Origin of the sequence: Mesorhizobium sp. LNHC209A00 (assembly GCF_000502915.1) — a bacterium.
In the GTDB taxonomy this organism is placed as follows: Bacteria; Pseudomonadota; Alphaproteobacteria; order Rhizobiales; family Rhizobiaceae; genus Mesorhizobium.
The window spans coordinates 507,507-531,511 of the sequence record NZ_AYWT01000004.1; the positions used below are offsets into that span (position 1 = coordinate 507,507).

The 24,005-nt window shown below is 63.8% G+C and carries 24 protein-coding genes; 11 read left to right on the forward strand and 13 right to left on the reverse strand.

What is annotated here, in order from left to right; translation table 11 throughout:
• Positions 1-7 precede the first annotated feature (7 nt).
• The 3 genes from X739_RS151820 to X739_RS151810 all read right to left on the reverse strand — a co-directional run bounded on the left by X739_RS151820 (position 8) and on the right by X739_RS151810 (position 4,219).
• Positions 8-1,213, reverse strand: a complete 1,206-nt coding sequence (locus tag X739_RS151820; RefSeq protein WP_023794747.1) for an FAD-binding protein — start codon at positions 1,211-1,213, stop codon at positions 8-10.
• Between the two features lie 30 nt (positions 1,214-1,243).
• On the reverse strand, positions 1,244-2,740 hold the full coding sequence (locus tag X739_RS151815; RefSeq protein WP_023794748.1) for an FAD-linked oxidase C-terminal domain-containing protein: 1,497 nt from the start codon (positions 2,738-2,740) through the stop codon (positions 1,244-1,246).
• A 156-nt stretch (positions 2,741-2,896) separates the two neighbouring features.
• The gene (locus X739_RS151810; protein ID WP_023771362.1) at positions 2,897-4,219 is read right to left on the reverse strand and encodes a DUF3422 family protein; all 1,323 of its coding nucleotides are present in this window, start codon (positions 4,217-4,219) and stop codon (positions 2,897-2,899) included.
• A 208-nt stretch (positions 4,220-4,427) separates the two neighbouring features.
• Between X739_RS151810 and X739_RS151805 the strand changes: the two genes are divergently transcribed.
• The 3 genes from X739_RS151805 to X739_RS151795 are packed head-to-tail and all read left to right on the forward strand — an operon-like array spanning position 4,428 to position 7,153.
• Positions 4,428-5,231 carry an FCD domain-containing protein gene (locus tag X739_RS151805; RefSeq protein WP_015316499.1) on the forward strand — a complete coding sequence of 268 codons (804 nt, stop codon included), beginning with the start codon at positions 4,428-4,430 and terminating at the stop codon, positions 5,229-5,231.
• Positions 5,232-5,256: 25 nt separating this feature from the next.
• On the forward strand, positions 5,257-6,393 hold the full coding sequence (locus X739_RS151800) for an alpha-hydroxy acid oxidase (RefSeq protein WP_023771364.1): 1,137 nt from the start codon (positions 5,257-5,259) through the stop codon (positions 6,391-6,393).
• 34 nt (positions 6,394-6,427) lie between these two features.
• Positions 6,428-7,153: a metallophosphoesterase gene (locus X739_RS151795; RefSeq protein ID WP_023794749.1), complete on the forward strand. Its 726-nt coding sequence runs from the start codon at positions 6,428-6,430 to the stop codon at positions 7,151-7,153.
• Here X739_RS151795 and X739_RS1000000171175 read toward each other — a convergent pair.
• Together X739_RS1000000171175 and X739_RS151790 are read right to left on the reverse strand one after the other, a co-directional pair.
• Entirely contained in the window at positions 7,145-7,276 is a 132-nt protein-coding gene (locus tag X739_RS1000000171175) for a hypothetical protein (protein ID WP_013893872.1), read from the reverse strand. The two genes, X739_RS151795 and X739_RS1000000171175, sit on opposite strands and share 9 nt — an antisense overlap.
• Positions 7,277-7,565: 289 nt before the next feature.
• Positions 7,566-8,264: a type 1 glutamine amidotransferase gene (locus X739_RS151790; RefSeq protein WP_023794750.1), complete on the reverse strand. Its 699-nt coding sequence runs from the start codon at positions 8,262-8,264 to the stop codon at positions 7,566-7,568.
• Between the two features lie 86 nt (positions 8,265-8,350).
• On the opposite strand from X739_RS151790, the gene X739_RS151785 reads away from it, so the two are divergent.
• The 4 genes from X739_RS151785 (at position 8,351) to X739_RS151770 (ending at position 12,395) form a co-directional block, all read left to right on the forward strand.
• Complete coding sequence (locus tag X739_RS151785) at positions 8,351-8,998, forward strand: hypothetical protein (protein ID WP_023794751.1); 648 nt, start codon at positions 8,351-8,353, stop codon at positions 8,996-8,998.
• A gap of 31 nt (positions 8,999-9,029) precedes the next feature.
• The gene (locus X739_RS151780) at positions 9,030-9,764 is read left to right on the forward strand and encodes a 16S rRNA (uracil(1498)-N(3))-methyltransferase (protein WP_023771368.1); all 735 of its coding nucleotides are present in this window, start codon (positions 9,030-9,032) and stop codon (positions 9,762-9,764) included.
• A gap of 144 nt (positions 9,765-9,908) precedes the next feature.
• Positions 9,909-11,282 (forward strand): glutamate--cysteine ligase, encoded by a 1,374-nt coding sequence (locus X739_RS151775; protein WP_023782445.1) that lies wholly within the window; start codon positions 9,909-9,911, stop codon positions 11,280-11,282.
• A 90-nt stretch (positions 11,283-11,372) separates the two neighbouring features.
• On the forward strand, positions 11,373-12,395 hold the full coding sequence (locus X739_RS151770) for a DUF937 domain-containing protein (RefSeq protein WP_023794752.1): 1,023 nt from the start codon (positions 11,373-11,375) through the stop codon (positions 12,393-12,395).
• A 159-nt stretch (positions 12,396-12,554) separates the two neighbouring features.
• Here the strand turns inward: X739_RS151770 and X739_RS151765 are convergent, their stop codons facing one another.
• Positions 12,555-12,845 carry a DUF1127 domain-containing protein gene (locus X739_RS151765; protein ID WP_023794753.1) on the reverse strand — a complete coding sequence of 97 codons (291 nt, stop codon included), beginning with the start codon at positions 12,843-12,845 and terminating at the stop codon, positions 12,555-12,557.
• Between the two features lie 234 nt (positions 12,846-13,079).
• Between X739_RS151765 and X739_RS151760 the strand changes: the two genes are divergently transcribed.
• The 3 genes from X739_RS151760 to X739_RS151750 all read left to right on the forward strand — a co-directional run bounded on the left by X739_RS151760 (position 13,080) and on the right by X739_RS151750 (position 16,863).
• Positions 13,080-14,036: a LysR substrate-binding domain-containing protein gene (locus tag X739_RS151760; RefSeq protein ID WP_023782447.1), complete on the forward strand. Its 957-nt coding sequence runs from the start codon at positions 13,080-13,082 to the stop codon at positions 14,034-14,036.
• A gap of 72 nt (positions 14,037-14,108) precedes the next feature.
• On the forward strand, positions 14,109-15,740 hold the full coding sequence (gene xseA / locus X739_RS151755) for an exodeoxyribonuclease VII large subunit (RefSeq protein WP_023794754.1): 1,632 nt from the start codon (positions 14,109-14,111) through the stop codon (positions 15,738-15,740).
• 4 nt (positions 15,741-15,744) lie between these two features.
• A complete protein-coding gene (locus tag X739_RS151750; protein ID WP_023782449.1) occupies positions 15,745-16,863 on the forward strand; it encodes a P1 family peptidase in 1,119 nt (372 codons plus the stop codon).
• Positions 16,864-16,928: 65 nt separating this feature from the next.
• Here the strand turns inward: X739_RS151750 and X739_RS151745 are convergent, their stop codons facing one another.
• The 7 genes from X739_RS151745 to uxuA all read right to left on the reverse strand — a co-directional run bounded on the left by X739_RS151745 (position 16,929) and on the right by uxuA (position 23,044).
• Positions 16,929-17,180 carry a DUF768 domain-containing protein gene (locus X739_RS151745; protein ID WP_015316487.1) on the reverse strand — a complete coding sequence of 84 codons (252 nt, stop codon included), beginning with the start codon at positions 17,178-17,180 and terminating at the stop codon, positions 16,929-16,931.
• 401 nt (positions 17,181-17,581) lie between these two features.
• Positions 17,582-18,271, reverse strand: coding sequence for an SDR family NAD(P)-dependent oxidoreductase (locus X739_RS151740; protein ID WP_023771375.1), 690 nt, complete (start codon positions 18,269-18,271; stop codon positions 17,582-17,584).
• 286 nt (positions 18,272-18,557) lie between these two features.
• Entirely contained in the window at positions 18,558-19,577 is a 1,020-nt protein-coding gene (locus tag X739_RS151735) for an isopenicillin N synthase family oxygenase (RefSeq protein WP_023771376.1), read from the reverse strand.
• Between the two features lie 108 nt (positions 19,578-19,685).
• Positions 19,686-19,892 carry a hypothetical protein gene (locus X739_RS1000000168000; RefSeq protein ID WP_023794755.1) on the reverse strand — a complete coding sequence of 69 codons (207 nt, stop codon included), beginning with the start codon at positions 19,890-19,892 and terminating at the stop codon, positions 19,686-19,688.
• A complete protein-coding gene (locus X739_RS151730; protein ID WP_023771377.1) occupies positions 19,876-20,115 on the reverse strand; it encodes a hypothetical protein in 240 nt (79 codons plus the stop codon). The genes X739_RS1000000168000 and X739_RS151730 overlap by 17 nt, the downstream gene beginning before the upstream one ends.
• An 80-nt stretch (positions 20,116-20,195) precedes the next feature.
• Positions 20,196-21,542, reverse strand: a complete 1,347-nt coding sequence (locus X739_RS151725; protein WP_023771378.1) for an FAD-binding oxidoreductase — start codon at positions 21,540-21,542, stop codon at positions 20,196-20,198.
• Positions 21,543-21,859: 317 nt separating this feature from the next.
• Positions 21,860-23,044 (reverse strand): mannonate dehydratase, encoded by a 1,185-nt coding sequence (uxuA, locus tag X739_RS151720; protein WP_023771379.1) that lies wholly within the window; start codon positions 23,042-23,044, stop codon positions 21,860-21,862.
• Between the two features lie 102 nt (positions 23,045-23,146).
• Between uxuA and X739_RS151715 the strand changes: the two genes are divergently transcribed.
• Positions 23,147-23,932 carry an SDR family oxidoreductase gene (locus X739_RS151715; protein WP_023771380.1) on the forward strand — a complete coding sequence of 262 codons (786 nt, stop codon included), beginning with the start codon at positions 23,147-23,149 and terminating at the stop codon, positions 23,930-23,932.
• The last annotated feature ends 73 nt before the right edge of the window (positions 23,933-24,005 follow it).

Genomic DNA, 24,005 nt, shown 5'->3' on the forward strand with positions numbered 1-24,005 from the left:
TGATGTCCTAGGCCATGCGGCCGGGATTGAGGATGTTCTTCGGGTCGAATTCCTGTTTCAGGCGATGGCTGAGCGCTGCAAGCGCCGGCGCCTGCGGCTCGAACACCGGCAGGGCGGAACGATGGGCGGGGGCGGCGCGCACCAACGTCGCGTGGCCGCCGCCATGTTCCCGCAACAGTCCGCGAAGCAGGGTGGCTTCGGGATCACCCTCCTCCATGCGCAGCCACACCAACCCGCCCTGCCAGTCGTAGAAGGCACTGACGGCGGCCTGCATGCGTAGAGTCAGAACCATCAGGTGCCCGCGGGCGGGCGTCATCGAGACCCGCCAGACCGGCTTCTCGCTGCCATCAACGAAGGGCCTGATATCGCGCACGTCGCGCCAGATTGCCTTGGAGGTCTCACCGGAAATTTCCTCCAGCGGCCCGGCCTTGCCGAGCAGGGTCTTCAGCGCGGTGATGCGATAGGCAACGGAGGGGCCAAAGCCCTCGACGCGCAGCAGCGTGGCGGCTTCACTGCCGAGCATCCCGCCGGCAACGCGGGCGGCGATGCGCTCCGGCAGATGGGCAGCGCTCGACACTTCCGCGCTGGAACCAAGGGCCAAGGCCATGGCGGCGCAGGCTGCATCATCGAGCAGGCCACGGACAGCGAGCGTGACTTCGGTCTCGGCCGCAGGCAGCACCTTGAAAGTGACGTCGGTAAAGACGGATAGCGTGCCCCAGCTGTTGGCCATCAGCTTCGACATGTCGTAGCCGGTGACATTCTTGACCACGCGGCCGCCCGATTTGAAGGTCTCGCCCCGGCCGGAGACGACATTGATGCCAAGGATATGATCGCGCGCGGCGCCCGCCTTCAGCCGGCGCGGACCGGACAGGTTGGCGCCGAGCACGCCGCCGATGGTACCTTTGCCCGGCTCGCCGCCGAGCAGCGGGCCGTAGTCCATCGGCTCGAAGGCGAGTTGCTGGCCGTTTTCAACCAGCAGCCTTTCGATCTCGGCCAGCGGCGTGCCTGACTTGGCCGACAGCACCAGTTCCGCGGGTTCATAGAGGGTCACGCCCGAGAGTTTCGACAGGTCGAGCGTGTGCTCGGTCTGCAACGGATGGCCGATGCCGCGCTTGGAGCCGTGGCCGAGAATTTCGAGCGACGTCTCCTCCGCCGCCGCCCAGGCAACGGTGGAGAGGACTTCGGCTGAGGTGGCGGGGGTGAAGATGGTCATAGTCGCACCTGGTTCCGAGGCCCCATCAGCTCAAAACCTCGGAATGTCGGGAAACGCCACCTGCCCGCGATGCACATGCATGCGCCCCAGTTCGGCGCAGCGGCGCAGTTGCGGGAACACCTTTCCGGGATTGAGCAGATGGTTGGGATCGAAGGCGCACTTGACGCGCATTTGCTGGTCGAGATCGACCTGGGTGAACATTTCCGGCATCAGGTCGCGCTTCTCGACCCCGACGCCATGTTCGCCGGTGAGCACGCCACCGACCTTGACACAAAGCCTCAGAATGTCAGCGCCAAAGCTTTCGGCTTTGTCGAGTTCACCAGGCACGTTGGCGTCATAAAGAATCAGGGGATGCAGATTGCCGTCGCCGGCGTGAAAGACATTGGCGACTCCGAGCCCATATTTTTGCGACAGCTGGCGCATGCCGGCCAGCACGCGCGGCAACTCCTTGCGTGGGATCGTGCCGTCCATGCAGTAGTAATCGGGCGAGATGCGGCCAACGGCGGGGAAGGCCGCCTTGCGGCCGGCCCAAAAACTCAGCCGCTCCTGCTCGGACTGCGAGATGCGGCAGGTGGTCGAGCCGTTGCGAATGGCGATCGCCTCGACCGCCGTAATGAGATGATCGACCTCGACGCCCGGCCCGTCGAGTTCGACGATCAGCAGCGCCTCGACATCGAGGGGATAACCGGCATGGACGAAATCCTCCGCGGCATGGATCGCCGGCCGGTCCATCATTTCCATGCCGCCCGGGATGATGCCGGCGCCGATGATGTCGGCGACGCACTGGCCGCCCTGCTCGCTGGTCGGAAAGCCGATCAGCAGCGCCCGCGCCGTCTCCGGCTTTTTCAGGATGCGCACGGTGACCTCGGTGACGACGCCCAGCAGACCTTCCGAACCGGTCATGACGCCGAGCAGGTCATAGCCTTCCGCATCGAGGTGGCCGCCGCCGAGCCGCACCACCTCGCCGCTCATCAGCACCATCTCGATGCCAAGCACATTGTTGGCGGTGAGGCCGTATTTCAGGCAGTGCACGCCGCCGGAATTCTCCGCGACGTTGCCGCCGATCGAGCAGGCGATCTGGGAGGATGGATCGGGGGCGTAGTAAAAGCCCTCCTGCTCGACGGCTGACGTGATGCCGAGATTGGTGACGCCGGGCTGGGCGACAACGATGCGGTTGGGAAAATCGATCTTGAGGATGCGATTGAACCGGCTCATGACGAGCAGAACCGCGTCTTCCAGCGGCAGCGCGCCGCCCGACAGCGAGGTGCCGGATCCCCGCGGCACGACGCGGATGTTGCGGTCGTTGCAGTATCTCAGCAGACGGGAAACCTGCGCCACCGTCTCGGGCAGGACCACCACCAGCGGCACTTGCCGGTAGGCGGTCAGGCCATCACTTTCGAAGGCCCGCATTTCATTGGCCGCGTCGACCACGCCCTCGCCCGGCACAATGATGCGCATGTCGGCGACGATTTCGCTTCGCCGGCGCAGAGTCTCGGCGTTTGGCTTGGGCATGGCAAGGCCGGACATCGGCGCTTCCTCCACTCAACTGGTAAAAATGATTTACCAGCTAGCGACATTTGTTGCAAACCTTGCTTTGATGGCATCCGGGGGCGGATGCAAGCAAGGCTTCCGCAGCGGCAATCTGCCGCTGCACATCTATCGCGCTTCGAAGCTTGGCGCGGTCTATTCGGCCGGATGCTTCGCCGGCTCGGAATGCATCTGTCGGACCCTGCGCACGCCCCACCAGACGAGCAGGATGGCGACCGGCACCGATGCGGCGGTAACGACCTCCGGCGCGAAGGCGTGGCCAAAGACCGACGCGCCCTTGGCGACATAGCCGATGAGGCCCACCACATAGTAGGAGACGGCGGCGACCGAGAGCCCTTCGACGGTCTGCTGCAGGCGCAGTTGCAGCCGGGCGCGGTTGTTCATCGAGGCGAGCAGGTCGCGGTTCTGCTTCTCGACCTCGACATCGACCCAGGTGCGCAACAGCGTGGTGGCACGGGTCAGCTTTCGCGACAGGTTGGCCTGGCGCTCCTCGACCGAGCGGCAGGTGCGCATGGCTGGCGCCATGCGCCGCAGCAGAAAGCCCGCCCAGGTGTCGTAGCCCTGCACTGGCTCCTCATCCAGTGCCTCGAGCCTTTCAGTAACGATGCCGTCATAGGCGCGACTGGCGCCGAAGCGGTAAAGGCTGGAAGCGGCATCAGCCTCCAGTTCGGCGGCAAGCTCCGTCAGGTCGGCGAGCAGCGTCTGGCTGTCGCGGGTCTCGGCCACCTTCATTTCCAGGGTCGTCTGTGCCAAGCGGTCCTCGATGCGGCGGGCGCGGCTGGACAAGGTGAGCGCCAGCGGCAAACCGAGCATGGCAAGCGTGCGGTAGGTCTCGATGTCGATCAGCCGCTGCGACAGCGCGCCGGTGCTGGCCGGGGTCAGACCACGATCAAGGACCAGCATGCGGGTCATGCCATCGCCGTCTTGGCGGAAGTCGGTGACAATAGCCGCGCTGCCGCGCTCGACGAGCGAGTGACAGAGGCTGGTCGGGTCGAAGCCGGCGATCAGCCTCTCGTTCGCCTGCGTCCACTTGCGGATCTCGAGCCGGATGCCCGAGATGACGGTTCCCGGCGGCGAAAAGCCATTGCCGAACGGCGAATCCTCTTGCCCCCGGCCATTCTCGGCCAGCGGCCCTTCCCAGAGATAGGTCGAGAACTCCGTATGCCGCTCCCAGCGCAGCGTGCCCTTGCCCCATTTCATGGCGTGGTGGCGGGCATGACGCTCGGGGGCCGCGATGCCGAGGCGGCGCGACAGTTCCGAAAGCACGGCATGGTCGACCGCGGAGCCTCCCTCGGTCATGAAGGAGAGTTGGACGAGGACGCGCGGCTTCTCGACGAGCGGATGCGGACGGGCATGAACCTCGCCGAGCGCGCCGGGCCGGCCTTCATGCGCCGGAAAGCCCAGGACGCTGCCTTGGCTGCGCGGCTGGAATTCAAGATTGGACGTCTCGTCCGACACGTCTGGTCCCCCTGGTTTCGACCCTTCGTGCAATGGTGCCGTCTTGCGGCAATCGACAAGGCACGTAAACAGCAAAGTTTAGCGCGAGGCGATATGCCGGCGCGATGCGAAAATCGACCGAACCAGACGAATTGGATAAATAATTTGACCAGTTGTCGACAGACGCTTTAATCTGCGCGACATTCATTCCGTCCCCCAGGCGCTGCCTTTGAGCGATATTTTCTCCAGGATCGAGCATTCGCGCACCGCCGACGAAGTCGTGCAGCAGATCGAAAGCCTCATCCTCGAAGGCGTGCTGCGCACCGGCGACCGGCTGCCGGGCGAGCGCGAACTGGCGCGCCAGTTCGATGTATCGCGGCCCATCCTGCGCGATGCGCTGAAGGCGCTCGAAGGACGTGGGTTGCTGACGACCAAGGCCGGCGGCGGCACGCATGTCGCCGACATTATCGGCCAGTTGTTTACCAAGCCCGTGGCGGATCTGATCTCGACGCATCGCAAGGCGGTGACGGACTATTTGGAGTATCGCCGCGAGGTCGAGGGCATAGCCGCCGAATACGCCGCGCGGCGCGCCACACCCGAAGACCTTGCCCTGCTCGACCGCATCATGGCGCGCATGGATGAGGCGCATCGCACCGGCGACTTCGACGACGAGGCAGAAATCGACGTAGAATTCCACCATGCGATCTGCGAATGCGCGCACAACATCCTGCTCTTGCACACGCTGCGCTCCTGCTACCGCCTCTTATCGGAAGGCGTGTTCCAGAACCGGCTGCTGGTGTTCACCGTGCCGGGCGCGCGAGAGGCGCTGCTGGCGCAGCACCGGGCGATTCACACCGCGGTCAGGGCTGGTGATCCGGCCGCCGCCCGCCAGGCGGCGATGGACCACATGACCTATGTCGAGCGCTCGATGGCGGAAGCCGAGCGCAGCGGCGACTGGCAACGCGTGTCGCGGCTGAGGCTAAGGCAGCGCTCGGAAACCGGCGGCAGCGAACCAGCGCGCAGCCGCTCCTAATCAATTCGATCAAGCGGGGACCATCATGAGCGACATTCTGACCATCGCAGACCTCAAGGATCTCGCGCGCCGTCGCGTGCCCAAGATGTTCTTCGACTATGCCGACTCCGGCGCCTGGACCGAGAGCACCTACCGGGCAAACGAGGAAGACTTCCAGAAGATCAAGTTCCGCCAGCGCGTGCTGGTCGACATGAGCAACCGCTCGCTGGAATCGACCATGATCGGCCAGAAAGTGTCGATGCCGGTGGCGCTGGCGCCGACAGGCCTGACCGGCATGCAGCACGCCGACGGCGAGATGCTGGCAGCGCAGGCGGCAGAGGAATTCGGCGTGCCGTTCACGCTTTCGACAATGAGCATCTGCTCGATCGAGGATGTCGCCTCGGTGACGAAGAAACCGTTCTGGTTCCAGCTCTATGTGCTGCGCGACAAGGACTTCGTCCTCAATTTGATCGACCGGGCGAAGGCGGCGAAGTGCTCGGCGCTGGTGCTGACGCTCGACCTGCAGGTCCTCGGCCAGCGCCACAAGGATGTCCGCAACGGACTTTCGGCGCCGCCCAAGATGACGCTCGCCAACATCGCCAACATCGCTGTGCGGCCTGGCTGGTGGATGGGCATGGCTGGCACGAAGCGCCGTACCTTCCGCAACATCGTCGGCCATGCCAAGGGCGTCGGCGACGTGGCTTCGTTGTCGTCCTGGACGACCGAGCAGTTCGATCCGCACCTGTCGTGGAAGGACGTCGCCTGGATCAAGGAGCGCTGGGGTGGCAAACTGATCCTCAAGGGCATCCTCGACAAGGAGGACGCGCTGCTGGCGGCCAACACCGGCGCCGATGCCATCATCGTTTCCAATCATGGCGGGCGCCAGCTCGACGGCGCATCGTCCTCCATCATGGCGCTGGAAGAGATCGCCGATGCGGTCGGCGACAGAATAGAAGTGCATATGGACGGCGGCATCCGCTCCGGCCAGGATGTGTTGAAAGCGCTCTGCCTGGGCGCCAAGGGCACCTATATCGGCCGGCCATTTCTTTACGGCCTAGGCGCGCTCGGCAAGGAAGGGGTTACCAAGGCGCTGGAAATCATCCGCAAGGAGATGGACATTACGCTGGCGCTGTGCGGAAAGCGTCTGGTCACCGACATGGGCAGGGATCAGCTTCGGCGCTAAGTCCGTGACATCTGATCGCGGAGAGACCAGAACCTTGGCGGAACCCGGCATCCATTTCCTCGACGCACGCGGGCCGGACGGCGTGCGTCTCTACGCGATCGGCGACGTGCATGGCCGGCTCGACCTGCTGGCCGCCATGCACGGACAGATCGAGGCCGAGATCGCCAGGGACCTAGTCGCGGACTGGCGCATCATCCATCTCGGCGACTATGTCGACCGAGGACCGGACTCCAAGGGCGTCATCGACTTCCTGATCGAGGCACGCCAACGCGATCAGCGAAACCTGATGCTGGCCGGCAATCACGACATTGGTTTTCTCGACTTTCTCCAGACACCCGACCCCGAAGGGCTCTTCATCCGTTTTGGCGGCATCCAGACCGCGCAATCCTATGGGGTGACGATCAACAACGGCAGCGGCATTTGGTTCGGCAAGGCCGAGTCAGCCACGCGCAAGGGCCATCAAGCCCTGCTCGCGGCCGTGCCGCGAAGCCATATCGACTTCCTGCGGTCGCTGCCGTTCTCGGTGACGTCAGGCGACTTCTTCTTCTGCCATGCCGGCATAAGGCCAGGCATTGCGTTGGAGAAACAGAATCCGCAGGACCTGATCTGGATCCGTGACGTCTTCCACGATCACACCGCTCTCCTTCCGAAGATCGTGGTGCATGGCCACACGCCGGTTCCCGAGGCGGAAGTGATGGCCAACCGCGTCAATGTCGACACGCTTGCCTGGCANGCGAGGGGTGCCTGGGCTTTAGCGTAGGGAGGCGGTGACGCCGTAGCCGTCGACCGCATTGTGGTTGTTGGCTGCATCGGCGGCATAGATGCCAAGGCCGCAAAGCACGATGGCGGACAGCATGGCAAAGGACAGAAGAGCTGCTTTCACGGAGGTCATCTCTTGTTGAGCTTTCTGCATCTGTGCACGAGGCGGTTACCAATGCGTTGAAACGGAAAAATCGCTTCAAAGTTTCGACGATTTCGCGCTTCTAGGCGTGTTCTGTATCGATGGTGTGTCGCACGGGTCACACAAAAGGTTCATCCCCGTTTCACAGCCGATATAGCGCGCGCCTTCTAGGATAGCGTGCGGACACAAGCCAAGGATGAAAGGGTTTTCCCCAGACGGATTCCGGCCCCCGTGCCAATTATGTCACGCGGTAGGACGCGGAAGCGAATGCTTAGATCGTCGCCACCCAGGCACGGGCGATGGCGAGGCCGGCAGCATCGGCGTCAGGGCCGTTGCGGGCCATTTCGCTCTCGAGCTCGCCGGCCCAGTCGGGATGGCGCGCGGCAATGGTCGGCGCGAAGGAGGAACTCCAGTCCTTCACCAGCGGCCGGTCGGCCTCGAAATGGAACTGGAAGCCGTAGACGGCGCGGCCGACCCGAAACGCCTGGTTTTCGGCGACATCGTTGCCGGCGAGCCGCACGGCGTCATCCGGCAGCTCGAACGTGTCGTCGTGCCACTGGAAGATCGGGAACGTTTCCGGCAGTGCAGACAGCACCGGGTCGGCCTTGGCGTCCGGGGTCAACAACACGCCGCGCCAGCCGAATTCATTGGCACCGCCGATGCGGTTCACGCCGCCAAAAGCACGGGCGACGAGTTGACCGCCGAGACAGATGCCGAGCACCGCGCGGTCCTTGCCGGCAAAATCGCGGGTCAGTTCCAACAGCGCCGGGAAATAGGGATATTCTTCGTCGTCCAGCGCATTCTGGCCACCGCCGAGCACCACCATGGCATCATGGCCGGTTGCGTCCCCTGGCAGCGCGTCACCCTTGTAGGGAAGGCGCACGTCGAGATCGGCACCCGCTTCCGCGAGCGCCGCGCCAACCTGGCCAAGACCGGTATTGTCGAAGTTCTGGACCACCAGCACCCGCATGGCACACCCTGCTGACATGAAAACGAGGAACCAGCGATATCATGTCGCCAGTATTGCAGCCAAGATGCGTGTCCCAGGAGAAAACCATGCCACTGCAGAACCGGGTCGATCCGTTCGGCGCCATTCATGCCGTGCCGGAGCGCGGCCTGTTCACTGGCAATCGCGGCATCATCCACGACCCCGAGACAAAGACGCTCCTGAAAAAGCGCTGGGCGCTTCAGGCCTGGATCATCTGCATGTGCCAATTCCGCAATGCGCGGCGCGAGCCGATGGGCCGCAACCGGGCCGGCGGCAAGGCCGGCTGGACCGAATTGTTCTTCCTCGACGAGGTGACGGCGCTCGCCGCCGGGCATCGTCCCTGCTTCTTTTGCCAGCGCGAACGAGCCAGGGATTTTGTCAGCCGCTTCGGCCAAGCCTTCGTCATGGCCGAGCCGCGCGCGCCGCAGGTGGACCAACGGCTGCACAAGGAGCGGTTGGCGTCGGGCGGCAAACGGCCTGCCGTCGCGATGGGCGCGCTTGCCCGCCTGCCCGACGGCGCGATGATCGCAACCGGCGGCGGGACCTACGCCTTGTCCCAGGGCAAGGCGTTGCCATGGTCTTTTGCCGGATACGGCCCGCCAACCAGCCTGGATCGGTTCGAGGACGAGACGCTGGTGCTGTTGACCCCGGAAACGACGGTTGCCATCCTGCGTCGTGGTTTTCAGCCTTTGTGGCATCCTTCCGCCAAGGCTTGACGCCGGCGGCCGCCTCGCCCATTCCTCGGCCATGCGCGCCAACTACAAGATGCAACGTCTGTTCGTGCCCGACGACCTCGGACCGGACATCGAATTCGAACCCGGCCAGCAGCAGAGCCATTATCTCCTGCATGTGCTGCGGCTCGCCGAAGGCGCCGAGATCCTTGTCTTCAACGGCCGCGACGGCGAGTGGTCGGCCGCGATATCAGCGAAATCGAAGCGGTCGGTGCGGCTGAAAGTACTGGGGCTGCAAAGGCCGCAGCCGCCTTTGCCTGACCTGATCTATTGCTTCGCACCGCTGAAGCAGGGCCGGCTGGATTATCTCGTGCAGAAGGCGGTCGAGATGGGCGCCGGCGTCCTGCAGCCGGTCATCACCCAGCATACCCAGGTGGCCAAGCCGTCGATCGATCGCCTGCGCGCCAATGTCGTCGAGGCCGCCGAACAATGCGGCATCCTCGCGGTGCCGGACGTTCGCGAGGCGGAAAAATTCGAGCGCCTGCTGACCGGCTGGGACAAGGAACGCCGGTTGATCTTCTGCGACGAGGACGCCTCGACCAACAACCCACTGCCTGCCTTGCAGACGGTGAAGGAGAAGAAGCTCGCCCTACTGGTCGGGCCCGAGGGCGGCTTTTCCGACGAGGAGCGTAAGATGCTGCGCGCGCTCCCCTTCGTGACCGCCATTCCGCTCGGGCCGCGTATCCTGCGTGCCGACACGGCGGCCGTGGCAGCGCTTGCGGTTATGCAGGCAACAATTGGGGACTGGTAGTGCTCCGTCTCTTGCAAGAGGTGCTTGCAGGGCGTGGCCTTCAATTCCTCTTGACCTGTGGCTCAGGATTTTTCGCTTGATCGGCTACTGACATTTCGTCCATTTAGCGCCGGCGGTGGTTCAACCGCCTTTGAGGGCTTGAGAATGGCGCGCGACACAACCGATTTCCGGCCCATCGAAGGCATAGACGAGCTTGTCGAACACCTGGCCGAAGGCAACAAGCCGCGCGAAAAATGGCGCATCGGCACCGAGCACGAGAAATTCCCCTTCTATGTCGATGGCAACGCACCGGTCCCCTATGGTGGTGAGCGCGGCATCCGCGCCATCCTTGAAGGCATGCAGACCAAGCTTGGCTGGGATCCGATCATGGATGACGGCCGCATCATCGGCTTGGTCGAACCGACGGGCCAGGGGGCAATTTCGCTCGAGCCAGGCGGCCAGTTCGAGCTTTCCGGCGCGCCCTTGGAGACGATCCACCAGACCTGCCGCGAGGGCAACGCTCATCTGGCGCAGGTGCGCGAGATCGCCGAGCCGATGGGCATCCGCTTCCTCGGCCTTGGCGGGAGCCCGAAATGGTCGCTGGCCGAGACCCCGAAAATGCCGAAGTCGCGCTATGAGATCATGACGCGCTACATGCCCAAGGTCGGCACCAAGGGCCTCGACATGATGTACCGCACCTGCACGATCCAGGTGAACCTCGACTTCGAGAGCGAGGCCGACATGCGCCGCAAGATGCAGGTGTCGCTGAAGCTGCAGCCGCTGTCGACCGCACTGTTCGCCAACTCGCCCTTCACCGACAGCCGGCCGAACGGGCTGCAGAGCTGGCGCGGCGACATCTGGCGCGACACCGACAACCAGCGCTCGGGCCTGCTCGAATTCTGCTTCTCGCCCGATTTTGGTTTCGCCGACTATGTCGAATGGGCACTCGACGTGCCGATGTATTTCGTCATTCGCGATGGCCGTTATCATGACATGACGCATATCACCTTCCGCCAGTTCATGGCCGGGGCCGCGCGCAATGAAGTGCCGGACGGGCTGCCGACGATGGGCGACTGGGCGAACCATCTGTCGACGCTGTTCCCGGACGTGCGGCTCAAGCGTTTCCTTGAAATGCGCGGCGCCGATGGCGGTCCCTGGCGGCGCATCTGCGCGCTGCCGGCCTTTTGGGTCGGGCTGCTCTACGACGAGGCGGCACTCGACGCGGCCGAGGCGTTGACGTCGAGCTGGACCTACAAGGAAGTGCTGGCCATGCGCAACGCCGTGCCGGAGCTCGGCATTGCCGCACCCTTCCGCAACACGACGTTGCGCGAGGTCGCCCGCGACGTCATGGCCATTTCGCGCACGGGGTTGAAGAACCGCGGCAAGAAGAACCGTGACGGCTACGACGAAACCTCGTTCCTCAACACGCTCGACGAGGTCGTGGCGCGCGGCACAACCAGTGCGGAGGAGATGCTGTCGGCCTACCACACGCGCTGGGGCGGCTCGATAGAGCCGGTGTTCATGGAGTATGCCTATTAACCGCGAGCCATGGCCGGCGGCAAAAGTAGCTTCAATCGGGCGTTGAAACGAATTAGGCTCTCGTTCGAGGATTTCCCGGAGGAGAAGCCTATGCCTACCTTGTTCGACATGCTGGCGCAGGCCCAGAACGGCAACGGCATGCAGGCGCTTGCCCAGCAATACGGGCTTTCGCTGCAGCAGACGCAGGCGGCGGTCGCCGCACTGCTGCCAGCTTTTTCACAAGGGTTGCAACGCAACACCGCCGATCCCTATGGGCTCGGCGCCTTCATGACGGCGATGGCAAGCGGCCAGCACGCCAAGTATTTCGAGGACGCCACGCGCGCCTTCTCGCCGCAAGGCGTCGATGAGGGCAACGGCATTCTGGGACATCTGTTCGGTTCGAAAGACCTGTCGCGCGCCGTGGCCAGCCAGGCGGCGCAGGCGAGCGGCGTCAGCCAACAGATCCTTCAGCAGATGCTGCCCGCGATCGCCTCGATGGTGATGGGCGGACTGTTCAAGCAGACGACAAACCAGATGCAGGCAGCGGCTGGCCTTGGTGGCGTCGGCGACAATCCACTGGGCGAAATAATCGAGCAGATGATGCGGCAAGGCGGCATGCAGGCACCGGCGCCGCAACAGCGCCCGGCGCCCCACAACCCCATGGACAACCCGTTCGGCAAGGTCTTGCAGGACATGTTCGGCGGCGGCTCGCCGCGGCCGCAAAGCCAGCCGCGGCCGGCACCCAACCCCTATGGCGACAATCCGCTCGGCAAGGTGCTGCAGGACATGTTCGGTGGCGCCGCGCCGCAGCAACCACAAAGTCGGCCCGAGCCCCAGCCGACACAGAGCCCCTACGGCGACATCCCGCTGGGGAAAATCTTCGAGGAGATGCTGCGGCAAGGCGGTGGCGGCGGCCTCGGCATGCCCGGCGGGCAGCCGGCGCCGGAACCTCAAGCGCAGCCGCAGCGGCGCCAGGCACCACAGCCCCAAGCCAATCCGAGCGGGCGGCCAAGGAACCCGTTCGACGACATTTTCGGCAAGATGTTCCAGACCGGGGCCCAGCAGCGCGACGAATACCAGAAGGGCGTGGAAACGATCTTCGACCAGTTCAAGCGGGACATGGACCGGCGGTAGTCGCCCGGCCTTCGGCAAACCTAAAGGAAAAGCCCGGTCCTTGGGGGGACCGGGCAGCGTGCAGGCAGGCCGGCGGGGAACCGGCAGGGAGTGGCGAGCCTGCAGAACCTTGGTCGCGCTGAACCGTGAAAGGATTCAACGGAACCGGAGCTGAACCAATCAGGCCACCTTGCGGGCGATTTCCTCGATCGTTTCCACGCGATCGCTGGCGATCTCACGCAGGATTGCTGTCGGGTCACGGCCAAACGGCACGTCGATTGCAACATACAGGTCGGCGCGCGTCAGGCCGATATCGGCGAGTTCTGCGTCCGACATCTCGCCAAGGCGGTAGAAGGCGCGGCGGTTTTTCCAGGCGCGGTAGGCATTGGAGACAATGTTTGCCACGCGCGTTGCAACGGCCGGACGCGAGGTGATGCGCGAGGTCTCGGTGGCGAAATCGATCGTGGTCATGTCGGTCTCCTTCAGACTCGAACGGACGAAACCCGACGATCGGCGCTGGCGACAGCGACCGTTCCGGTCTCAAATACAATTTTAGAGATGCATGTCGTCGTCCCAAAACCGGTGTCCACTTTTGGGCTACATGCATGGCTTTCATTTGGACAATGCCAATTTGCCATCGACCGATTGATTAATCCAACGAATGTTTCTAATCTTTAGTATCAACAGCAGTGATGGATTGAACCGATGAAAGCGCCGCTCGATCTCGATCAATTGCAGACCTTCATCTCCATTGCCGATACCGGCAGCTTCACCCGCGCGGCGGAAGAAGTGCACCGCACCCAGTCGGCGGTGTCGATGCAGATGCGCCGTCTGGAAGAGCGGATCGGCAAGCCGTTGTTCGAGAAGGAGGGGCGCTCGAACAGGTTGACGGAGGAAGGCGACAAACTGCTCTCCTACGCAAGGCGGCTGCTCTATCTCAACCGCGAAACGCTCGCCGCCTTCGACGACCAACGGCTCGAAGGCACGATCCGCATCGGCACGCCTGACGATTATGCGGACCGATTCCTGCCCGAGATCATGGCACGGTTCACGCGCTCCAATCCGCGCGTCGAACTGACCGTCATCTGCGAACCGACGCCGGGGCTGGTCGAGCACATCAAGCGCGGCAATCTCGATCTGGCGCTGGTGACGCACAATGATGTGCGCGGCCAGTCGGAGGTGGTGCGGCGTGAACCGCTGCTCTGGGTCTCCTCGGCCAACCATGCGACACATGAACAGGAGACGCTGCCGATGGCCTTCGGCCGGCCAAACTGCATCTGGCGGCGCGCCGCGGTCGACGTATTGGACCTGCAGAACCGCGACTACCGCATCCTGTTCACCAGCTTCTCGGCGACCGTGATCACCGCCGCCGTGCTTTCGGGGCTGGCGATCTCGGTGCTGCCGGAATGCGCGCTCAGACCCGGCATGCGGGTTCTGGGCGAGGCCGACGGCTTCGGCGCCCTGCCCGACTGCCGCATCGGCATCATGCGCGGCCAGACCTCGCGGCCGGAGATCGTCGATGCGCTTGCCCGCCACATCTCCGAAAGTCTGGACAACATCTCCGTGCCGCTTGGCGAGGAGACCGGGACGTTCGATTTCGCGGCGCTCGCCTTTGCCAAGATGAAGCGGAGCAAGCCGAACCAGATCCTGCCGGGCTGGTAAAAACCGGGTCATGAATATCGGGCCTGACACGGCCGCCTTGACGTCGGCGTCCAACCGGCCCCCAATCGACCGATGAGCGAAGCAGCATCCGAATCACGCACCAACGCCACCGAATACACGGTGAGCGAAATATCAGGCGCGCTAAAGCGCACGGTCGAGGACGTCTTCGGCAATGTGCGGGTGCGCGGCGAAATCTCAGGCTATCGTGGGCCGCATTCCTCCGGCCATGCTTATTTCGCGCTGAAGGACGACCGTGCGCGGCTCGACGCCGTGGTCTGGAAAGGCACGATGAGCCGGCTGAAATTCCGTCCCGAGGAAGGGATGGAGGTGATCGCCACCGGCAAGCTCACCACCTATCCTGGCAAGTCCAACTACCAGATCGTCATCGACAATCTCGAGCCGGCCGGCGCCGGGGCGCTAATGGCGCTGCTGGAGGAGCGCAAACGCCGGCTGCAGGCGGAGGGGCTTTTCGATGCGGTGCGCAAACGCGGGCTGCCGTTCATGCCACGCGTCATCGGCGTGGTCACCTCGCCGACCGGCTCGGTCATCCGCGACATCATCCACCGCATCAAGGACCGCTTTCCGCTGCATGTGCTGGTCTGGCCCGTGCGGGTTCAAGGTGACACGGCGAGTGCGGAAGTGACTAATGCCGTCACCGGTTTCAACGCGCTGGCATGGGACAGCCCCATTCAGCGCCCCGATCTGCTGATCGTGGCGCGCGGCGGCGGCAGCCTGGAAGATCTATGGGGCTTCAACGACGAGGCACTCGCCCGCGCGGTCGCCGCCTCGGGCATTCCGGTGATTTCGGCTGTCGGCCACGAAACCGACTGGACGCTGATCGACCTTGTCGCGGATGTGCGGGCGCCGACACCGACGGGCGCGGCCGAAATCGCCGTGCCGGTGAAGGCTGACCTCGAAGCGACGCTGGCCAGCCTCGGCGCGCGGCTCAAGGCCGCCGTCTTGCGCAATTTCGAACGCAAGCGGCAGGCAACCCGTGCGGCGGCGCGTGCGCTGCCCTCGCCCGACCAATTGCTGGCGCTGCCGCGCCGGCGCCTGGACGAGGCGACATCGAGGCTCGGTCGTGGCCTGATGGTTTCCACCGAGCGCAAGCGGGCGCGATTCTTCGCTGTAAAACTGACGCCGGCAATGCTGTCGCAGCGGATTGCCGAGGCGCGGCGCGCCAACGAGCGTAACCTTTTGCGGGCGCAAGGGGCGCTGCGCACTCTGGCCAGAAGCCGGCGCGCGGAGCTCAATCGTGCCGCGGATCAGTTGCCAAAATGCGCCAAGGCATCGCTGCGGCGGCACAGGCAGCAATTGGCTTTGCTCCAGGGTCGCATCACCATCGAGCCGACAGCCCGGCGCCAACGTGTGCAGAGGGACCTTCTGACGGCTTTGACGAGACGCGGCGGCCAGGCGATGCTGGTCAGGCTGGAGCGGTTGCGCGGCCGCATCGTCCAGGCCGACCGGCTGATGGCGACGCTTTCGCACAAGGCCGTCCTGGCGCGCGGCTTCGCGCTGGTGAAGGATACCGACGGCGCGGTCATCAAGCAGGCCGCCGACGTGGCGTCGGGGATGGCGCTGTCGCTGGAGTTCGCCGATGGCACGGCGGATGCGGTGGCAACCAGTGGCGCGGCGCGGCCAAAGCCCGTGGCCAGACCGTCGGCAAAGGCAAAGGAACCCGGCAATCAGGGATCCCTGTTCTAAGAGCATGATCGACAATCCGCACCATCTGGCAACGCCGTCCGGCAAGCCGCGCGCGCGAAGCTTCACCATCGGCTTCCACGGAACACCCGGGCCGTTCAACGCGATCACCGACGTGCCCGGGGTCTCTGTCGGCTATGCGACGCTGATAACGGGCGATGGTCCGCTTATCGTCGGCAAGGGGCCGGTACGCACCGGCGTGACCGCAATCCTGCCGAGGCCCCGCGCCGAATTGGCCACGCCGGTCTTCGCGGGCGTTTTCAGCCAGAACGGCAATGGCGAGATGACCGGCTCGCACATCATCGAGGAAACCGGCGCCTTCAACTTCCCGATCACCATCACCAACACGCATTCCTGTGGTGTTGCGCGTGACGGCACGCTGCGCTGGATGAACCGGGTGCTGCCGGCCGCGATCGACAGCGCCTGGGGGCTGCCGGTGGCGGCGGAGACTTATGACGGGTTTCTCAACGACATCAACGGCCACCATCTAACATCGGAGCACGTCGCCGAAGCCCTTGACGGGGCTGCTGGCGGACCGGTCGAGGAAGGCAGCGTCGGCGGCGGCACCGGCATGATCACCTTCGGCTTCAAGGCAGGGTCCGGCACGGCCTCGCGCATCGTCGCATGGCAAGGGCGAACCTACACGGTCGGCGCCTTCGTGCAGTCGAATTTCGGCAAGCGGCATAATTTCACCATTCGTGGCCTGCGCGCCGAGCCCGAACTAACCGAGCCGGCGATCCGCGAAGCCACGTCGCGCGCGGAAAAGGGCTCAATCATCGCGATCATCGCGACCGACGCGCCTTTCCTGCCGCATCAAATGAAGCGATTGGCGCGCCGTGTGCCGCTCGGCGTCGCCTTGACGGGCGGCTTCGGCTATCACAGTTCGGGCGATATCTTCCTCGCCTTCTCGACGGCCAACCCCGCCGCGGCGCTGGGGCTGTCCGGCCGCATCGCCAGTGCCGATTTCATTCCCGATACAGACATCGACGCGTTCTTCGATGCGGTGGTTCAGACGGTGGAGGAATCGATCCTCAACGCTCTTATCGCCAATGACGACATGACCGGGCGCGACGGCAATTTCGTGCCGGCGCTGCCAAAGGCGTGGCTGGAAGAAAAGTTTGGGTGAGAGGGACGGCTGAGACGAAAACGCGGGCCGAAGCCCGCGCGTCTCGAACAGGTTTGACCCCGTAGTTATTCCGCGGCTTTGCTGGAAGCCTGCTGGTTTTCGTCGGCCTCGGCCGCTTCCTCGAGCCGCGAAGCAATCAATTCCTGGATGTCGCCGACTTCCTCCTGGATGTCCTCCAGCGGTATGCCGACCTCGGCAGCCTTGGCGGCGCATTCGCGGGCCAACGTCTCGGCCTGCTTCTCGATCCTGGCGTGGGACTGGCAATGGACCTTTTCGCCGATCCATCCCCGCAAGAACTCGATCGCGTGTTCACTCATACTGCTGTTCCCTGGCGGCAAAGCCGGTTGGTAATTATAAGCGTCGGCATCCCGCGAAGGATGCATGTTCCCATTCGAGCCGAGTCGCGGCCAGCCGGCAAGCCGAAGCCGTCCAGGGTCCACAGAGCCGAAGAAAATCGAGGGGTGAAGAACATTTTCTGATTCTGAAGGACTGTACCGTTGGCGGGATCTTCCCGCTCCGAGCAATTGCTTCTACCTTTTACGGCTTCCAGTCCGTTTCTTAATCTCAATGGCTGTCGCTACAGCCGCCTTATGACGTAGCGCTTGAAGGCGTGAGCCCGCGAAGCCGCCGCTATATAGTGACATCCTCGTCCGATGTCGACTCTCCTCAAGGCTCGTGCAGACGAGCCATGCAAAAGTCGCATGGATCGCTGATCCAGTCAGAAATTTTCGACCCACGGCCTGAGCTCCATTTCCCACGTCCAGGCGCTGCGGTGCTGGCGATGGATGGCGAGATAGGCCTCTGCGATCGCATCCGGAGACAGCCGGCGATCCTGCGGCCCGGGCTCCTGTCCGGAAGCGGCCGAAGCAATGGCGCCGTCGATGATGAAATGCGCGACGTGGATGTTCTTGGGCGCCAGTTCACGGGCCATGGATTGCGCCAGCCCGCGCAATCCAAATTTCGGCATCGCAAAGCCCGCGGAGCCGGCGAACCCCTTCACACTTGCTGTCGCTCCGGTGAAGAGGATCGAGCCCGCCCCTTGAGCGATCAGCCGGCGGGCCGCCTGCTGAGCTACCAGGAACCCGCCATAGGCCCCGACCAGCAAAGCCTGTCGGACAGCCTCGGGATCGAGTTCGGCTATTGGACCGCGAGCGCGGCCGCCGGCGTTGAAAATCACGAGGGAAAGCGGGCCAGCCTTGTCCGCGATATCGAATAGATGCTCGACCGATGCTGGATCCGAGACATCCGTCGCCACGGCTTGCGCGCCGGTTTGCGCTTGCAACGCATCGAGCTTCTCGATGTTTCGGGCGGCCAGGACGACATGGAACCCTTCCCTGGCGAGAAGACGCGCGAGCGAGGCGCTCAATCCGGAGCCCGCCCCTGCTATGACGGTAACGTTGGATGTCATGAGACCCTCTCCTTCTTCCACTGATTTCAACCGCCGACGCATGTTGAACTCTGCCGGATCAGCGCCGCACCGGCAACACGCAGTGCGGAAAGAAAAATGGCCGGGCGCGAAACGGCCCGGCCAAAAAAGAAGGTCGTAACCTTCAGAGGGGAACACCGCTCAATGAGATGGGAGGAAAACACCGAACGGATCTTTCCTTTTTGAGCCGATTCTTCGCCGGATACGACGAATGATTTTCCAAGAATCGGTCGGGATGGCAAAAATCCCGTTCTTTCTTATCCAAGACTCAGACGGCCGGGCTTTCCGGCTCAAGCAGATCCGCATAATGGCGCCGAGCGACATCGGGATGCGAGCGCAGCCGGCTTTTCAGCACATTGGTTCCGACATCGCGAAACAGCGGATTGTCCGGATCGCTGGCCGGCCCGCGCGCCCGAGCCGCCAGGTCCTCGGAAAGGCTAAGCAGCGGTATCGTTGCATCGAGCCTGGCGCTGAAGAAGAACGGCACCGAAATGCGTTCAATGCCTGCCGCCGGCGTCAAGACACGATGCACGGTCGCACGCAAATAGCCGTTTGAGGCCAGTTCGAGCAATTCGCCGATGTTGACGACGAGCGTACCGGGAATGGGGTCCACATCCACCCAGCTTCCGTCATAGTCGACCTGAAGCCCCTTATTGTCATCCTGAAGCAACAACGTCAGGAAACCGCCATCCTTGTGCGCGCCGACACCCTGGTCATCGCCGGTCGCCTCTCGGCCGGGATAGCGCACGATTTTCATGCGGTGGTTTGGCTGCTCGCGGTAGATCGGGTCGAAGGCGTCCTCGGCTTGATCGAGCGACAGCGCGAAGGCTTTCAACAGCCTGATGGCCACTGCTGTTGCCTTGGCCTGCCATGCCAGCAGGGCGGGTTTGAGTTCCGGCAACGCAGCGGGCCACTGGTTCGGGCCCTGCAGCCGCGTCCATGCGGGAATTCCTGGCCCTTGCGCTATGGGCTGACGCTCGACGCCGATGTCGAGCTGCTCGCGCCAATCGGCCTTGCCCTTGGTTAGCTCGCCGCCGGCGCGGGTATAGCCGCGAAACTGCGAGGATTTGACCATTTCGATCGCGAGCTTGTCGGCCTCGGCCAAGGCAAAGAAGCGGCGCGTCGCGGTGAGCACCTCACTGATTTCCGCCCACGAGATGCCATGTCCGGCCAGGTAGAAAAAGCCGATGTCGCGCGAAGCGGAACGCAGATCCGCCAGAAATGTCCGGCGTTCCGACGCGCCTTGTTCAAAGCGGCTCAAGTCGAGCACGGGTACTATTCGGGGCATATGAGGCTCCTTTCCCGGCTTTGTGCGGATGTTATCGTCCGCAAACCAGGACTGTTGGACAGGCGTGCACTTTTCGGCGGTCACAACCGCCAGCAATGCCTGCAAGTGTCATCGACGCCAGATTGCCAAGAAAGAAACGATCGGCCCTTCGAGGCCGCCGCGATGAACAATTTTTGCGCGCGCGCCGGCAAGCTGACAATGACCGCGATCACTCGCGCAGATCGGACCGCCAGCAGGCGCGCGACCTCCACGCCATTGGGCTGCCCTGAGCAGCATGCCGAACAGGTCGCGTGGCTCGTCAGGGTCGGCGAGCATGTCGAGTTCCTGGTAGAGGCCGGTCGTCCGCCTTCATGCCCGGCAGCACGCCGGTTTCCAGCACTGCCTCGATGAAGCCCTGCGACACCATCCGCAGCGCCTTTGCCCGCGCCACGTCGCCGGCACGAATGGCCTGGTCGACCGCCACATAGAGCCTGCTAAGCAGATTGTAGGTCGTACCGATGCCGCCTTCGAACTCGCCGGCATCGCTCAGTCCGGTCATGGCGTGAATCCCGACAAGCCAGGCACCTGCATCAGGTCGCCCGACCTGACCTGCCGCAACCGGCGTCAGGGCAATCTCGCCTAAAGCGATGGTCCCATCCGGATAGGGCTGCCGTCGCTGAACCGGGATTGACGGAACCTGTGTAGGTTGTGTCCAGCCTCGTTGCCCTGGATCAAGTCGGACAGGACGCGGCCCATGCCGGGCCCTATGCCGAAGCCATGGCCGCTCATCCCGGTCGCGATGACGAGGCCATCCACCGCTGCGGCGCGATCGACCACCGGCACTACATCCGGCATCGCATCGATCATGCCGGCCCAGCTTGCCCTGAGCGGCACCGCCTCGAATTGCGGAAAAAGCTCCTTGAACCCATGATCGATGGCGCGAAGGGCCCTGGGCTCCGGGGCAGGATTGAGAACACGCATCCTTTCGAACGGGCTTTCCTTGTCGGCATCCCATTTGCGCGGGGTGAACCAGCTATCCGGATATGCACGCGGCGCCGCCGGCAGGTAGCGCGTGCCGAAAGGATTTGCCTTCAGGGCGGGCAGGTATTTCGGTGCGTGACGCAATGCATCCGGCCCGACATAGAGCAGGTGGCTGCCTCCCGCGGCGAGCGTGTATCCGCCGTCCTTCCTACGCCGGAAGGCGATGCGTTCGTCCGCGGCAGCGCCGGCATGGATTTCGGGCATAGGCGCGGTCGCCGCGACGGTCGTGCGGACACTGAGCTGAGGGATCGAGATGCCATGCGCGCGCAGGAACAGCGACGTCCAGGCGCCGCTGGCGACAAGCACGTTCGAGGTGGCGATGCGCCCTCGTTCGGTCCAGACACCGCTGATCCGCCCTGCGGAGATGTCGAGCATCCGTGCCGCACAGTTCTCGATGATTGTGACACCCTGGCGAGCGGCCAGGCGGGCAAGCGCCGGCACGGCGACCCAGGGCTCGGCACGCATGTCCGACGGCGTGGTCATGGCGCCCCTGAAGGGGCGTGACATGGCCGGGATCAGCTTGGCGGTCTCGCCCTGGTCGAGGAGGCGCGTGTCGACGCCATGGGCCTCGGCGATCTTCAGGAACTTGGCGAAACCGGCCATCTCCTTGTCGGTCCGCGCAAGATAGGTCACGCCCGTCTGCGTCAAGCCTATATCCTCGCCGCACTCCTCCGCCAGTTGGCGCCAGAGACGCAGCGCTTCGATGACGATGGGCAATTCGTCCGCGTCGCGGCCCTGCTGGCGAATCCAGCCCCAATTGCGCGAGGACTGCTCCGCGGCGATGCGTCCCTTCTCCAGCAAGGTCACCGGTATGTTGTGACGGGCCAAGAACAGGGCCGCGGTCACGCCGATGATGCCACCGCCGACAATGACCACATCCGACGTCTTCGGCAGCGGCGCCTGGAACTGGATCGGACTGGCTTCGGTAAAAGGGAAGATCGTCAAAGGACTGTCCTTTTTTCATAAGCGTGCCCCACGCCGATGGCTGGTCCCAGTGGCGCGAAAGTCGCCCGCTTTCGGACACTGGCCAAGCAGGAAGTACGCCGACGAGCACTACACGACCGACCTCGAAAATTTGCGTGCCAGCTCGATAAAATTGTTGACCACCCGTCGAAGCCGCTTCTCGTCGCAGGGCAGCCCTCGGCTTCGTCGACAATCGGGTGGTTAGGGCATGCGAATGCCGGACGAAGCGAAGCGCTCGCTCATACCTGTCGCGACATTCCGGCGGAGGATCGCGAACGTTAGCTTGCCGTCCGATGAGTTCAGGCCAGCCCGAACCGCTCAACCGCACGCATGATGCCGCGCAGCTCCGCGAGGCCTTTCAGCCGGCCGATGAGCGAATAGCCGGGGTTGATCTTCTTCTTGCCGATGTCGTCGGCAAGCAGATGGCCATGATCGGGCCGCATCGGAATTTGCCAGTCGGCTCGGCCTTCTCCGCGACGGCGCTTCTCTTCCTGCATCAAAGCGAGGATGACATGCGCCATGTCAGTGCCGCCCTCGAGATGCTCGGCCTCGTAGAACGAACCGTCCTCCTCGATGGTGATGTTGCGCAGATGGACGAAATGGATGCGGTCGGCGAATTCCTTGACCATGGCGACAATGTCGTTGTCGGCGCGCGTACCGTAGGAGCCGGTGCAGAACGTCAAACCATTTGCCGGGCTGTCGACCGTCTTGAGGATGAAACGCGCATCCTCGGCCGTCGAAACGACGCGCGGCAGGCCATAAAGCGAGAACGGCGGATCATCGGGGTGGATGCACATGCGCACACCCGCCTCTTCGGCCGCCGGGATGATCTCGCGCAGGAACCAGGCAAGGTTGTCGCGCAGTTCCTTAGGCCCAATCGCGTCGTATTCCGCCAGCGCCTCGCGGAAACTGTCCCTGTTATAGCTACGCTCCGTCGCCGGCAGGCCGGCGATCAGATTGCGCTCGATCTGGTCGATCTGCTCCGGTGTCAGCGCCTCAAGGCGCTTCTCGGCCTGGGCGATACGTGACGGCGTATAGCTTGCCGCGCCGTTCTTGCGCTGCAGGACAAACAGATCATAGGCAGCGAAATCGATGGCATCGAAGCGCAAGGCATAACCGGTCGTCGGCAGCCGGTAGGCCAGGTCGGTGCGAGTCCAGTCGACCACAGGCATGAAATTGTAGCAGATCGTCTGGATGCCGGCCTTCGCGAGCGCGCGGATGCTGTCGCGATAATAGCCGGCATAGCGCTCGCGCTCCGGCGCGCCGATCTTGAAGGAATTGTGAACCGGAATGCTCTCGACAACCGACCAGGTCAGCCCAGCCGCCTCGATGACGCGCTTGCGTTCGAGCACATCGGCTTCAGGCCAGGCCCTGCCGTCATAGATCTGGTGAAGCGCTGAAACCACGCCGGTGGCGCCGGCCTGTTTGACATGTTCAAGCGTCACAGGATCATCGGGACCGTACCAGCGCCAGCATTGTTCCATTGCCACTTCCTTTTCCGCGAGAGACCGGCAACCTATTGTTTGACCACGACGAGTGTCAAACTAAGAGCGGCCGGTTTCGATAGCGAAGAAGGAGCTTCCGCGATGACTGATTTTGACGGCAAGGTGGCATTTGTGACAGGAACGACCGGCATCGGTCTGGCAACCGCCAAACGCCTGGCGGCTGGGGGCGCCGCGATCGTCGCCTGCGGGATCGACAGCGCGGCCAATGCCGCCCTGCAGGAAAGCCTCGCCAAATCCGGAGCCGATGCGCTGGTGCAAACGGTTGACGTCTCCGTTTCCGAGCAGGTTCGCGACGCGGTCGCGGCCGGCGTGGCGAAATTCGGCGGCATAGACGTCATCGTCAATTCGGCGGCGGTGCATCCCTACGGAACGGCGACGACAACCGACTGGGAGACCTGGAACCGGGCTATGACGGTCAATGTCGGCTCGATCTATCTGACCGCCCATTTCGGCATCCCGGAAATGATCAAGCGTGGCGGCGGCGCCATCGTCAACGTCGCTTCGGTGCAGGGCTTCGCCTGCCAGCAGAACGTTGCCGCCTATGCCACGACCAAGGGCGCCATCCATACGCTGACACGTTCGCTGGCACTCGACTATGCCGCATCCGGCATAAGGGTCAATTCGGTCAGCCCGGGCTCGATCCGCACACCGATCCTCGAAAAGGCCGCGCGTGGCGACGGCGGCAGCGATGCCGACGTGGAAGAGGCCTACAGGCGCTTCGGCGCGGCCCATCCGCTCGGCCGCATCGGCGAGCCGGAGGAAGTGGCGGAACTCATCGCTTTCCTGTGCTCGTCGAAGGCCGGCTTCTGCACAGGCGCCGACTACAAGATAGATGGCGGCCTCACCGCCGGCATCGGCGTGAAGTAAGACCGTGAAGATCGATCTCGGAACCATCGGGAGCGGTGCATTAACGCAGCCAGTTCGGAACAATCTTTTTTGG